The 13729-nt window shown below is 56.5% G+C and carries 11 protein-coding genes; 8 read left to right on the top strand and 3 right to left on the bottom strand.

Features of this window, described 5'->3' with window-relative positions; all coding sequences use genetic code 11:
• The first annotated feature begins 43 nt into the window (after positions 1-43).
• The 5 genes from DA718_RS00125 to DA718_RS00145 all read left to right on the top strand — a co-directional run bounded on the left by DA718_RS00125 (position 44) and on the right by DA718_RS00145 (position 4637).
• Complete coding sequence (locus DA718_RS00125; protein WP_112215640.1) at positions 44-1759, top strand: solute:sodium symporter family transporter; 1716 nt, start codon at positions 44-46, stop codon at positions 1757-1759.
• On the top strand, positions 1756-3249 hold the full coding sequence (locus tag DA718_RS00130; protein WP_112215641.1) for a sulfatase-like hydrolase/transferase: 1494 nt from the start codon (positions 1756-1758) through the stop codon (positions 3247-3249). The genes DA718_RS00125 and DA718_RS00130 overlap by 4 nt, the downstream gene beginning before the upstream one ends.
• A gap of 161 nt (positions 3250-3410) precedes the next feature.
• The gene (locus DA718_RS00135) at positions 3411-3758 is read left to right on the top strand and encodes a YidH family protein (RefSeq protein WP_110275989.1); all 348 of its coding nucleotides are present in this window, start codon (positions 3411-3413) and stop codon (positions 3756-3758) included.
• The gene (locus DA718_RS00140) at positions 3748-4110 is read left to right on the top strand and encodes a DUF202 domain-containing protein (protein WP_110275988.1); all 363 of its coding nucleotides are present in this window, start codon (positions 3748-3750) and stop codon (positions 4108-4110) included. Before DA718_RS00135 ends, DA718_RS00140 begins: the two co-directional genes overlap by 11 nt.
• Complete coding sequence (locus DA718_RS00145) at positions 4107-4637, top strand: radical SAM protein (RefSeq protein ID WP_112215642.1); 531 nt, start codon at positions 4107-4109, stop codon at positions 4635-4637. The genes DA718_RS00140 and DA718_RS00145 overlap by 4 nt, the downstream gene beginning before the upstream one ends.
• A 40-nt stretch (positions 4638-4677) precedes the next feature.
• On the opposite strand, the gene dsdA is transcribed toward DA718_RS00145, so the two are convergent.
• Positions 4678-6006, bottom strand: coding sequence for a D-serine ammonia-lyase (gene dsdA, locus DA718_RS00150; RefSeq protein WP_112215643.1), 1329 nt, complete (start codon positions 6004-6006; stop codon positions 4678-4680).
• Between the two features lie 16 nt (positions 6007-6022).
• Entirely contained in the window at positions 6023-7360 is a 1338-nt protein-coding gene (gene dsdX, locus DA718_RS00155; protein WP_112215644.1) for a D-serine transporter DsdX, read from the bottom strand.
• Positions 7361-7583: 223 nt separating this feature from the next.
• Here dsdX and dsdC point away from each other — a divergent pair, with 223 nt between their 5' ends.
• Positions 7584-8513 (top strand): DNA-binding transcriptional regulator DsdC, encoded by a 930-nt coding sequence (dsdC, locus tag DA718_RS00160; protein WP_112215645.1) that lies wholly within the window; start codon positions 7584-7586, stop codon positions 8511-8513.
• A 113-nt stretch (positions 8514-8626) separates the two neighbouring features.
• Here the strand turns inward: dsdC and DA718_RS00165 are convergent, their stop codons facing one another.
• A complete protein-coding gene (locus DA718_RS00165) occupies positions 8627-9043 on the bottom strand; it encodes a GNAT family N-acetyltransferase (RefSeq protein WP_112215646.1) in 417 nt (138 codons plus the stop codon).
• A gap of 454 nt (positions 9044-9497) precedes the next feature.
• On the opposite strand from DA718_RS00165, the gene DA718_RS00170 reads away from it, so the two are divergent.
• Both DA718_RS00170 and eefB read left to right on the top strand, forming a co-directional pair.
• Complete coding sequence (locus DA718_RS00170; RefSeq protein WP_112215647.1) at positions 9498-10622, top strand: efflux RND transporter periplasmic adaptor subunit; 1125 nt, start codon at positions 9498-9500, stop codon at positions 10620-10622.
• The gene (gene eefB, locus DA718_RS00175; RefSeq protein WP_112215648.1) at positions 10622-13729 is read left to right on the top strand and encodes a multidrug efflux RND transporter permease subunit EefB; all 3108 of its coding nucleotides are present in this window, start codon (positions 10622-10624) and stop codon (positions 13727-13729) included. The genes DA718_RS00170 and eefB overlap by 1 nt, the downstream gene beginning before the upstream one ends.

The following is a 13729-nucleotide window of genomic DNA, read 5'->3' on the forward strand; positions in this document are numbered from 1 at the left end:
TACCTGATAGCGCCAGGATATAATGACAAACAAGGGCTACAAGATGAATGCTATACAAATTTTGAGCTTTGTCGGTTTTACGCTGCTGGTGGCTATCATTACCTGGTTGAAGGTAAGAAAAGCGGACACCGGCTCGCAGCAGGGCTATTTCCTTGCCGGCCGTTCGCTGAAGGCGCCGGTCATTGCCGCCTCGCTGATGTTAACCAACTTATCGACCGAACAACTGGTGGGGTTATCCGGGCAGGCCTACAGAAGCGGCATGTCGGTGATGGGTTGGGAGGTAACCTCGGCGGTGACGCTGATCTTCCTGGCGCTGATCTTTCTGCCTCGCTACTTGCAGCGCGGCATCGCTACCATCCCGGACTTTCTCGAAGAGCGGTACGATAAAACCACCCGCATTATTATCGACTTCTGTTTCCTGATAGCTACCGGCGTCTGCTTTCTGCCAATCGTTCTCTACTCCGGGGCGCTGGCACTTAACAGCCTGTTTCATATCGGGGACTCGCTGGGCTTAACCCAAGGCGCCGCTATCTGGCTGTTGGTGATTTTACTGGGGCTGGCGGGGATTTTATATGCCGTTATCGGCGGGATGCGCGCGATGGCGATTGCCGACTCCATCAACGGTATCGGTCTGGTGATCGGTGGCCTGATGGTACCGGTATTCGGACTTATCGCCATGGGTAAGGGGAGCTTTTTACAGGGCATTGAGCAGCTAACGACGGTGCATGCGGAGAAACTCAACTCCATCGGCAGCAGCTCCGATCCCTTACCCATAGGGGCGGCGTTCACCGGCCTGATTTTGGTGAACACGTTCTACTGGTGTACTAACCAGGGGATTGTGCAGCGCACGCTGGCGTCGAAAAGTCTGGCGGAAGGGCAGAAAGGAGCGCTGCTGACGGCGGTCCTGAAGATGCTGGACCCGCTGATTCTGGTGCTCCCCGGTTTAATCGCGTTCCATCTCTATCAGGACCTGCCGAGTGCGGATATGGCCTATCCGACGCTGGTCAATAAGGTGATGCCGCTTCCGCTGGTCGGCTTTTTTGGCGCAGTGCTGTTTGGCGCGGTTATCAGCACCTTCAACGGCTTTTTAAACAGCGCCAGCACCTTGTTCAGCATGGGGATTTATCGGCGCATCATCAATGAAAATGCCCAGCCGGATCAACTGGTGCGCGTTGGGCGTAAATTTGGCCTGTTTATCGCGGTGATCTCGGTGATTGTCGCGCCGTGGATCGCCAATGCGCCGCAGGGCCTGTATAGCTGGATGAAACAGCTCAACGGTATTTATAACGTGCCGCTGGTGACGATCATCATTATGGGCTTCTTCTTCCCGCGCATTCCGGCGTTGGCGGCTAAAGTGGCGATGGGACTGGGTATCGTCAGCTATATCACCATCAACTATCTGGTGAAGTTCGATTTCCATTTCCTCTACGTGCTGGCCTGCACCTTCTGCATCAACGTAGTGGTGATGTTGATTATCGGCTTCATTAAGCCGCGAGCGACGCCGTTTAAATTTCATGATGCTTTCGCCGTGGATATGGTGCCGTGGCGGCATGTGAAGATTGCCTCAGTGGGCATCCTGTTCGCCATGATCGGCGTTTACGCCGGTCTCGCTGAATTCGGCGGTTACGGCACCCGCTGGCTAGCAATGGTCTGCTACTCCATCACTGCGGCGGTGGTTATTTATCTGATCTACAGCAGTTGGCGGGAACGCCGCTCTGCTCCGGTTAACTATGCTACCGACGTTAAGGAAAAATCATGAGTCGCCCTAATTTCCTGTTCATTATGACCGATACCCAGGCCACTAATATGGTGGGCTGCTACAGCGGTAAGCCGCTGAATACCAATAACATTGATAATCTGGCTGCTGAAGGTATCCGCTTCAATTCCGCCTATACATGCTCGCCGGTATGCACCCCGGCGCGTGCCGGGCTGTTTACCGGGATTTACGCCAATCAGTCCGGCCCGTGGACCAATAACGTCGCACCCGGGAAAAATATCTCCACCATGGGGCGCTACTTTAAAGATGCGGGCTACCACACTTGCTATATCGGTAAGTGGCACCTTGATGGCCACGACTATTTTGGTACCGGCGAGTGCCCTTCTGAGTGGGATGCTGACTACTGGTTTGATGGCGCGAATTACCTCGCGGAAATGACCGAGGAAGAGATCAGCCTGTGGCGTAACGGCCTGAACAGCGTAGAAGATTTACAGCGGCACGGGATCAATGAAACCTTCACCTGGGCGCACCGTATCAGCAACCGGGCGGTAGACTTCCTGCATCAACCCACGCGCGCCGACGAGCCGTTCCTGATGGTGGTGTCCTATGACGAGCCGCACCATCCGTTTACCTGCCCGGTGGAGTATCTGGAGAAGTATCAGGACTTTTATTACGACCTCGGGCCGAAGGCTCATGATTCGTTGAGCAATAAACCGGAACACCATCGGCTATGGTCGCAGGCGATGCCATCCCCGGTAGGTGACGATGGGCGCTATCACCATCCGCTCTATTTTGCCTGTAACGACTTCGTCGATGACCAGATTGGCCGGGTGATCAACGCCTTAACCCCGGAGCAGCGGGACAACACCTGGGTGATTTATACCTCCGATCACGGCGAGATGATGGGGGCGCATAAGCTCATCAGCAAAGGTGCGGCGATGTATGACGACATTACCCGTATCCCGCTGATTATGCGCCCGCCGCAGGGGGAACCCATGCAGGTCGATACGCCGGTCAGCCATATCGACCTGCTGCCGACGATGATGGCGCTGGCGGGCATCGATAAGCCGGATATCCTGCCGGGAGAAAATATTCTCGATGCTGAAACGCCGCGCGGCGTGATGGTGGAATTCAATCGTTATGAAATTGAGCATGACAGCTTTGGCGGTTTTATCCCGGTGCGCTGCTGGGTAACGGATGAGTACAAACTGGTGCTTAATCTGTTTACCACTGATGAACTGTATAATCGTAAAAATGACCCTGATGAACTGCATAACCTGATTGATAACCCTGATTTCGCCGACGTTCGCTGCCAAATGCATGATGCGCTGCTGGACTACATGGATAAAATCCGCGACCCGTTCCGCACCTATCAGTGGAGCCTGCGCCCGTGGCGGCCGGAAGCTCAGCCGCGCTGGATGGGCGCTTTCCGCCCGCGCCCGCAGGATGGCTACTCGCCGGTAGTCCGCGACTACGATACCGGCCTGCCGACCCAGGGGGTGAAGGTGGAGGAGAAAAAACAGAAGTTCTGACGAATTATGCCGCTGCTGAAAACTGGTCTGGTAGCCCAACAATAAGGGGTTATCAGGCCTGAACTTTCTCTGAAATGGGGCGATTATTAATGCCTTCCGCTTTGCCTCTCAGGTAGAATCGCCGGTATTTTACGCACCCGGGTACCCATCAAGGAGCCATGATGAAAATATCCCGCCTCGGCGAAGCGCCGGACTATCGTTTCTCGCTGGCCAACGAACGTACCTTTCTGGCATGGATCCGTACTTCACTCGGATTTTTGGCCGGTGGGGTCGGCCTGGACCAGCTGGCGCCGGATTTCGCCACGCCGCTGATTCGTGAAATCCTCGCCCTACTGCTGTGCCTGTTTGCCGGTGGTCTGGCGATTTACGGCTATTTGCGCTGGCTGAGCAACGAAAAGGCAATGCGGCTTAAGCAGGACCTTCCCTACACCCGCACGCTGCTGCTGATCAGTATTCTGCTGACGATTGTTATCGCGGTGGTGATGGCGCTGGTGCTCTATGCCGGATAATCGCCGGGCGCGTCGCGAGAGCGATCCGGGCCTGCAGCCGGAGCGTACGTCGCTGGCCTGGTTTCGCACCCTCTTGGGCTATGGCGCGCTGCTGGCGCTGGCGATTAAGCACCACTGGCATCAAGCGGGGCTTCCGTTCTGGATCTCGCTGTGCATACTGCCGTTCGTCGCCATCATCCTCTGGCGCTATACCCGCAGCCGCAATTTGATGGACGTTGAGCAAAGTGATTTTGTTCAGCGGCAGGCGGTTCGTGACAAATTTTTGATCGCATTCGCAGTACTTTCCCTGTCATTGTTGTTTGCTGTAACGCACATAAGACAGGTGATTTTGTTTATTAAGGATGTGATATGACAGGATGTCAGGCCGATTACGGTGACGATCAGCACTGCGGCAACTGCCAGTCTCTGGTGGGCGATATCCCGGTGCAGGAAGTGGTTATCCATCGTCAGGATTGTGAAAACCCCGAGCGTGTCTACCTTCAGCTGAGCGCGAAGGGGGCCGTGGCTATCAAGTTTATTCCTCATTTGCAGCCCACCGACGCCCGCCTTTGGGGGGAGTTTCTCTGCACGGTATTTGCTATTTGGGTCAAAGAAGACGCGAATCGCGTTGTGGTGCCGCTGTTTGAAGCGACGCTGCGCGCCTGGCGCGGTGAGACGGTGCGTTATGCTAACAATCCGCCGGGGCCGGCCTGCGCGGGCTGCGCCTGGCTAAGATTATGCGGCGGCGGTTGTCCGCAACTGCGTCTGGAGGATGGCTCTAATGCGCTATGTGAAGGGTACCGCCAGTTTTATAGCTGGAGCGCCCCCTATATGCGCGTCCTGCGCGATTTACTCAACCAGCATCGCTCGCCGGCTGAACTGATGCATCTGCTGCGCTAAAAAATGGCGACGAGAGAGTCTTCGTCGCCGCTCCGTTTGCTTAGCGTCCCTTCGCCAGATACTGTGCCATCTCCTCTTCCGGCACCATACCGCCGCCGGTCGCCCACACCAGATGGGTGGCATTCTGCATCTGCTCAGCGGTGAAACCGTGCATCTGCTGATACGCCCGGCTGGCGCACACCCGCTGCGGCCCGGCCATTCCCGCCAGCGCGGAAGGCTCCAGGCGAATGCCCTCTTCCTGGGCTAACCAACCCAGCATGTCGTACATGGTCTGATCATCGAGAGAATAGAACCCATCCAGCAGGCGCTCCATCGCCCGGCCAACAAAACCGGAAGCGCGGCCTACCGCCAGACCGTCTGCGGCGGTCAGATTATCAATCCCCAGATCCTGAACCGAAATCTCATCATGCAGGCCGGTATAGACCCCCAGCAGCATACAAGGCGAGTGGGTCGGCTCGGCGAAGAAGCAGTGCACGTGGTCGCCGAAGGCCAGTTTCAGGCCAAATGCCACCCCGCCGGGGCCGCCGCCAACGCCGCAGGGTAGATACACAAATAATGGATGTTCAGCATCGACAACCCGCCCTTCGCGGGCAAACTGTGCTTTTAGCCGCTCACCGGCCACGGCGTAGCCGAGGAACAGGGTGCGAGAGTTCTCATCATCAATAAAGAAGCAGTTCGGGTCAGACTCTGCGGCTTTACGCCCCTGCTCGACCGCTACGCCGTAATCTTCCTCGTACTCCACAACCGTTACGCCGTGGCTGCGCAGTTTGGCCTTTTTCCACGCCCGGGCGTCGGCGGACATATGTACCGCCACCTTAAAGCCGATGCGTGCGCTCATAATGCCAATCGACATCCCCAGGTTGCCGGTGGAGCCGACGGCAATGCTGTACTGGCTAAAGAACTGCCTGAATTCTGGGGTCAGCAGCTTGCGGTAGTCATCGGAAGTTTTTAACAAGCCTGCGTTGATAGCCAACTTCTCCGCATGGGTCAGCACCTCGTAAATGCCGCCGCGGGCTTTAATGGAGCCAGAAATTGGCAGATGGCTGTCTTTTTTCAGCAGCAGATCGCCGCTAATCGGCTGGCTGAATGCTTTTTCCAGCCGGGCTTTCATTACCGGGATAGCGACCAGCTCCGACTCGATAATACCGCCGGTCGCGGCGGTTTCCGGGAAGGCTTGCGCCAGATACGGCGCAAAGCGATCGAGCCTGGCGTGGGCGTCCTGAACGTCTTCAGTCGTTAAACCAACATAGGGTAAACCTTCCGCCAGCGACGTTGTTGACGGGTTAAACCAGGTGGTTTCTTTCAGGGCAATCAGCTCCTCCAGCAGAGGAAACTGTGCGATTAAAGTAGTCATGTCAGCGTTTTTCATATTACGTCCTTCGCGCTCAGATGATGAAAGAAAGCAGGAATGTACCGGCCAGTGCAAGCAGCGAAGCAATAAAGGTCGCCGTTGTATAGTACTTGAACGTTTCGTTGAGGCTTGCGCCGCAATACTGTTTAACCAGCCAGAACAGGGAATCCGTTACGATAGTGCAGCCAATCGCGCCTGAGCCGATGGCGATAGCGATGATTTCCGGGCTCACGCCGGGATAGAGCGGCAGCATTGGTGCGACGATAGCGGTTGCACCCATCATCGCTACGGTGGCGGAACCGACGGCGGCATGCAGAATCAGCGCCACCAGCCAGGCCAGTAAAATCGGGTGCATGTCCAGATTAGACAGAATTACCGCCAGCGTATCGGCCAGGCCGCTGGTTTTCAGAATGGCGTTGAAGGCCCCGCCAGCACCGATAATCAGCAGAATATTGGCAATCGAACCGAAGCAGTTTTCCGTATGCGTCAGCAGGGTGCTCATCCCCATATCCTGGCGGATGCCCAGCACGTAGTAGGCGACAAAGACGGCGATAAACATGGCGGTGATTGGGTTACCGATAAACTCCAGCAGCATGTACAGCGTGCCGCCTTTAGTCATGTTCAGTTCGGCGACAGTTTTTACCAGCATCAGGCCAATCGGCAGCAGAACGGTAAACAGCGTGGCGCCGAGCGATGGTAGCGTCTCTTCTTTACGCACTTCGAGGTTAGAAAACTCAGCCGGAACCGCTTTAAACGGCAGGCGGTTGCCGAGCAGCCGCAGGAACAGCGGGCCGCCGACCAGAGACGCCAGCAGGCCCACCAGCAGACCATAGACGATCACGGTGCCGATATCCGCGCCCAGCTTGTTGGCAACGAACAGCGCCGCCGGATGCGGAGGCACCACGCAGTGGACTGCCATCAGTGCCGTACACAGCGGGATGGCCAGCTTGAGTAGCGATGTATTGGTCTTTTTGGCAATGGAAAACGCCAGTGGGATAAGCAGAACGACGCCCACTTCAACGAATAGTGTAATCCCGCAAATCAGGCCCACCAGCACCATAATCACATCCGCCGACAGCCAGCGGCAGCGCTGGAGCGTCAGGCCGATGCGTTCCGCCGCGCCGGAAACCTCCATCATTTTGCCGAGAATGGTCCCCAGCCCAATGACCGCTGCCAGAAAGCCCAGCGTGCCGCCGATCCCGCTCTCAATGGCGTTAACCATATCCAGCGGGCTCATCCCCATCATTGCGCCAACGAAAAAACTCGCCAGCAGCAGCGCCAGGAATGGGTGAAACTTCAGTTTGACGATAGTTACTACAATCAACACGATGCTGATAAGCAAAGTGCTCACAACCCAGATCTGAGATTCCATACCCCACCTCGCCTGTGAATAATCTGTGGTTATTGAACAGAAAAACAGCATGCGCTGACAAACGATATAAACGACGCTTCAGGTGAATCAGATTGAATCAAAAAGGTGATTTGGCTCTAAAATAGTCTGTTTATTGTGTTATGAATCACTTTTATTCATCTTTAAAGCGCGGTCAGGGCGAAAATTTTCTTACAATCGACGCTGAAAAGCGAAGGAGCAAGAAATGGACACGCTAAAAGATTTGGGCAACCGGCTGCTTAACGGCTGGCAGCTGTCGAAACTGTACACCTTTGAGGTTGCCGCGCGGCATGAGTCGTTTGCCCTGGCGGCGGAAGAGCTATCGCTGACGCCGAGCGCGGTTAGCCACCGCATAAACCAGTTGGAAGAGGAACTGGGAATTCAGCTTTTCGTACGCTCGCATCGCAAGGTGGAACTGACGCATGAAGGCAAGCGGGTGTTTTGGGCGCTGAAATCCTCGCTGGACAGCCTCAACCAGGAGATTCTGGATATTAAAAACCAGGAGCTGTCGGGGACGTTAACGGTTTATTCGCGCCCGTCCATCGCCCAGTGCTGGCTGGTTCCGGCGCTGGGCGATTTTACCCGTCGCTACCCGTCGATCTCGCTCACCGTGCTGACCGGCAACGATAACGTCAATATGCAGCGTGCGGGGATCGACCTGGCGATTTACTTTGATGATGCGCCCTCATCGCAGCTCAGCCATCATTTTCTGATGGATGAGTCCATCGTGCCGGTTTGTACGGCGGATTACGCACGCCAGCATCAGCTTCAGCAGAATCCCGATAATCTTCGTCACTGTACGCTATTGCATGACCGCCAGGCCTGGAGCAACGATTCCGGTACCGATGAGTGGTTTAGCTGGGCTCAGCAGTTTGGTATTGATTTGCCGCAATCGTCGGGGATTGGCTTCGATCGTTCCGATTTAGCGGTGATTGCGGCGATGAACCACGTTGGTGTGGCAATGGGGCGTAAACGGCTAGTGCAAAAGCGCCTCGATAACGGGGAGCTGATCGCGCCGTTCGGCGACATGATGCTGAAATGTCACCAGCACTATTACGTGACGACCCTGCCGGGCCGTCAGTGGCCGAAAATCGAAGCGTTTATCAACTGGTTGCAGAGCCAGGTGCAATTATGATGACCGGATTGTTTTGAGCCCAGACAGGCGCTGACCGGGCTACGGATTCACAGCCGTCTGCGATCGGGTAGACCGGACAGATGCGCAGCACCGTCCCCGGGAAAAGAGCTGGCTTATAATACCTTCGATAAATAATGGCGCTCCATACCCACATGCGGAAAATCCGGCAGCGACATCTGCAGCTGATAACCCAACTTCTGATAAAACGGCAGCGCCTGAAAGCTGAACGTATCTACCAGCATATGGCTGCATCCGCGCTCCCGCGCCTGGTTTTCCGCTTCCTGCATCAGCTCGCTGCCCAACCCGCTGCCGCGCGAGGCTTCGCTGACCCACAGATATTCAATACACAACCAGCTGCCCTTGCGTTTGGCTATAAGCCCCCCGCGCATCGCGCCAGCATCATTGCGTGAATATACCCCCAGCTCACCAAACTGCGCCGGGTCCAGAAAACGTAAATTGTATTCCCGCAGCCCCTTCAGTAGCTCCTCCTGGTCGGCGGGATTAATGCTATCTGTTATTATTAATGCCATTAATTATCTCCATTTTTTATTTTTCACAGACCATTCACCACTCTACTTTCACAAAATATTCTTATTTTCTCCATTATTTCCTGACTAAATTTCACTCACTAAATTTTGTGTAAAAAACCTTCCCATCATTCGGCACAGACGTATAATGGGAAAAAATGAGAACGATCATTCTCATCATCGTAAACCATGGAGAACCCCATGAGTCATGCCCCTGTGACAGGTATAATCGCTCGGGTCGGAGTCTGTAACCGCCGTCTGACACCGTCATCGCCGTCCGGGGAACTCTCGAAAAAACCGCTTAATCAATAGCGGTACTCGCAGAGTTATTTACTGCAAACAGGAATATTGATTTCCCATTTTGTTATTTGTGCTTGCCCGGAGATGCATCATCGCCCGGCCCATCACCCCGCCAGTAAATTTGCGGGGCGGACGTCGTTCATCCTGAGAAAATATAATGAAATACACCATAGCCCCCATCGCAGCAGCATTATTTCTCCTTAGCGGGTGCGATAATGCGCAAAATGCCTCCCCGCAGCAGATGACCCCGGAAGTCGGCGTCGTCACCCTGCAAGGCCAGCCCGTTCCGGTGGTGAGCAGCCTGACGGGCCGCACCACCGCCTCACTAAGCGCCGAAGTGCGCCCGCAGGTCGGCGGTATCGTACAAAAACGCCTGTTTACCGAGGGCGATATGGTCAAAGCCGGACAAGCGCTGTACCAAATCGATCCGTCCAGCTATCGGGCAACGTTCAACGAAGCCGCCGCGTCGCTGAAACAGGCTCAGGCGCTGGTTACCGCCGATTGCCAAAAAGCCCAGCGCTACGCGGTGCTGGTCAAAGATAACGGTGTCTCCCGCCAGGACGCAGATGACGCGCTGTCGACCTGTAATCAGGATAAAGCCAGCGTCGAGTCGAAAAAAGCGGCACTGGAGAGCGCACGTATCAACCTGAACTGGACTACCGTTACTGCGCCAATTGCCGGGCGCATCGGTATCTCCTCCGTGACGCCGGGCGCGCTGGTTTCCGCCGATCAGGATACCGCGCTGGCGACGATCCGCGGCCTGGACACTATGTACGTCGATCTCACCCGATCCAGCGTCGATCTGCTGCGCTTGCGTAAGCAAAGCCTGACGAGCAGCAGCGATACCCTTAACGTCACACTGACCCTTGAAGATGGCAGTACCTACAGCGAAAAAGGTCGTCTGGCGTTGACCGAAGTGGCGGTGGATGAATCAACCGGCTCGGTCACGCTGCGCGCGGTCTTCCCTAATCCGCAGCACGTGCTGCTGCCGGGAATGTTCGTTCGCGCCCGCGTCGACGAAGGCATTATGGATGATGCAATCCTTGCCCCGCAGCAGGGTATCACCCGCGATGCTAAAGGCGATGCGACCGCGCTGGTGGTCGACGCCAGCAGTAAAGTTGAGCAGCGTAGCGTGGAAACGGGCGACACCTACGGTGACAAATGGCTGATCGTTAACGGACTGAAGAGCGGCGACAAGCTGATTGTTGAAGGCACCAGCAAAGTCGCGCCGGGCCAGCAGGTGAAAGCCGTCGAAGTCAAAAATGACGGAGGCAACGCCTGATGTTCTCCCGCTTCTTCGTGCGACGCCCGGTCTTTGCCTGGGTTATCGCCATTCTGATTATGCTCGCCGGGATTCTGGCAATCCGCACTCTACCGGTCGCCCAGTATCCTGACGTCGCGCCGCCGGCGGTAAAAATCTCCGCCACCTATACCGGGGCCTCTGCGGAAACCCTGGAAAACAGCGTCACCCAGGTTATCGAACAGCAGCTTACCGGGCTGGATAACCTGCTCTATTTTACCTCCACCAGCAGCTCCGATGGCTCGGTCAGCATCACCGTGACGTTTGAGCAGGGTACCGACCCGGATACCGCGCAGGTTCAGGTGCAGAACAAAGTGCAACAGGCGGAATCACGCCTGCCGAGCGAAGTTCAGCAGTCCGGCGTGACGGTAGAAAAATCGCAGAGCAGCTTCCTGCTGATCCTCGCGGTGTACGATAAAAACAATAAAGCCACCAGCTCCGATATCTCCGACTGGCTGGTGAGCAACATGCAGGATCCGCTGGCGCGTATTGAAGGCGTCGGCAGCCTGCAGGTATTTGGCGCGGAATACGCCATGCGTATCTGGATGGACCCGACAAAACTGGCTTCCTATTCGCTGATGCCTTCCGATGTGCAATCGGCGATTGAAGCGCAGAACGTGCAGGTTTCCGCCGGTAAAATCGGTGCGCTGCCCGCTTCTAACGCTCAGCAGTTGACCGCCACCGTGCGCGCCCAGTCGCGCCTGCAAACCGCTGCCCAGTTCAAAGAGATTATCGTCAAGAGTAAGAGCGATGGTTCGGTGGTACGCCTGAGCGATGTCGCCCGCGTCGAAATGGGCAGCGAAGATTACACCGCCTCCGCCAACCTCAACGGCCACCCGGCCGCAGGGATCGCCGTCATGATGGCACCGGGCGCTAACGCCCTGAATACTGCGACGCTGGTGAAAAGTAAGATTGCCGAATTTCAGCGCCAGATGCCGCAGGGCTACGATATCGCCTACCCGAAAGACAGCACCGAGTTCATCAAAATTTCGGTTGAGGACGTGATTCAGACGCTTTTCGAGGCCATCATCCTCGTGGTCTGCGTCATGTATCTGTTCCTGCAAAACTTCCGCGCCACGCTGATCCCGGCGGTGGCGGTTCCGGTCGTGCTGCTGGGTACTTTCGGCGTGTTGGCGCTGTTCGGCTATTCCATTAACACCCTGACGCTGTTTGCGATGGTGCTGGCGATAGGCTTGCTGGTGGATGATGCCATCGTGGTGGTGGAAAACGTCGAGCGTATTATGCGCGACGAAGGGCTACCCGCCCGCGAAGCCACTGAAAAATCGATGGGCGAAATCTCCGGCGCGCTGATCGCTATCGCGCTGGTGCTCTCGGCGGTGTTCCTGCCGATGGCCTTCTTCGGCGGCTCTACCGGAGTTATCTATCGCCAGTTCTCGGTGACCATTATCTCGGCGATGATGCTCTCCGTCGTGGTCGCGCTAACCTTAACCCCGGCGCTGTGCGGCGCGCTGCTTAGTCATTCTAAACCGCACACCAAGGGTTTCTTCGGCTGCTTTAACCGCCTGTGGGGACGCACCGAGCAGGGCTATCAGCATCGAGTTGTCGGCGGCCTGCGCCGCTCAGCAGTCATGATGGGCGCTTTTATCCTCATTTGCGGCGGCATGGCGCTGGCGATGTGGAAACTACCGGGCAGCTTCCTGCCGACCGAGGATCAGGGCGAAATCATGGTCCAGTACACGCTGCCTGCCGGGGCAACGGCGGTGCGCACCGCCGAAGTCCGTCGTCAGGTCACCGACTGGTTCCTCACCAAAGAGAAAGCCAATACCGACGTTATCTTTACCGTTGACGGCTTTAGCTTTAGCGGTAGCGGGCAGAACGCCGGGATGGCCTTCGTGTCGCTGAAAAACTGGTCCGAACGTAAAGGCGAAGCCAATACCGCTCAGGCTATCGCTCTGCGCGCCACCAAAGAGCTGGGTAGCATTCGCGATGCCACCCTGTTTGCCATGACCCCGCCCTCGGTAGATGGTCTGGGGCAGAGCAACGGTTTCACCTTCGAGCTGATGGCCAGCGGCGGCACCGATCGCGATAGCCTGATGAAAATGCGTAGCCAACTGCTGGCGGTGGCGAATCAAAGTTCTGAACTGCAATCGGTGCGTGCCAACGATCTGCCGCAGATGCCGCAGCTCCAGGTGGATATCGATAACAATAAAGCTGTGTCGCTTGGGCTGTCCTTAAGCGATGTCACCGATACCCTCTCCAGCGCCTGGGGCGGAACCTACGTTAACGACTTTATCGATCGCGGTCGCGTGAAGAAGGTTTATATCCAGGGCGAAAGCGATGCCCGTGCCGTACCGTCCGACCTCGGTAAATGGTTCGTACGCGGCAGCGACGATAGCATGACGCCATTCTCTGCCTTTGCCACCACCCGTTGGGAATACGGCCCGGAAAGCCTGGTGCGCTACAACGGCTCCGCCGCCTTTGAAATTCAGGGCGAGAACGCCAGTGGTTTCAGCTCCGGCGCGGCAATGGACAAGATGGAAGCCTTAGCCAATAACCTGCCCGCCGGTACCACCTGGGCATGGAGCGGCATGTCGCTGCAGGAAAAGCTCGCCAGCGGTCAGGCGATGAGCCTCTACGCTATCTCAATTCTGGTGGTCTTCCTGTGCCTGGCGGCGCTGTATGAGAGCTGGTCGGTACCGTTCTCGGTCATCATGGTTATCCCGCTCGGGCTGCTCGGTGCGGCGCTGGCGGCATGGATGCGCGGTCTGAACAACGACGTTTACTTCCAGGTGGCGCTGCTGACCACCATCGGCCTGTCGTCGAAGAACGCCATTCTGATCGTCGAATTCGCCGAATCGGCGGTGGAAGAGGGGTATTCGCTATCGCGAGCCGCGATGCGCGCCGCGCAGACCCGACTGCGACCCATTGTGATGACTTCGCTGGCGTTTATCGCCGGGGTTCTACCGCTGGCCATCGCCACCGGAGCAGGGGCTAACAGCCGTGTTGCGATCGGTACCGGGATTATCGGCGGGACCCTGACGGCAACGCTGCTGGCGGTGTTCTTCGTGCCGCTGTTCTTTGTGCTGGTGAAACGCTTCTTCACCCGTCATCGTTCTTCTCAGGAGTAA

It is taken from the genome of Klebsiella huaxiensis (genome assembly GCF_003261575.2).
Classification (GTDB): domain Bacteria; phylum Pseudomonadota; class Gammaproteobacteria; order Enterobacterales; family Enterobacteriaceae; genus Klebsiella; species Klebsiella huaxiensis.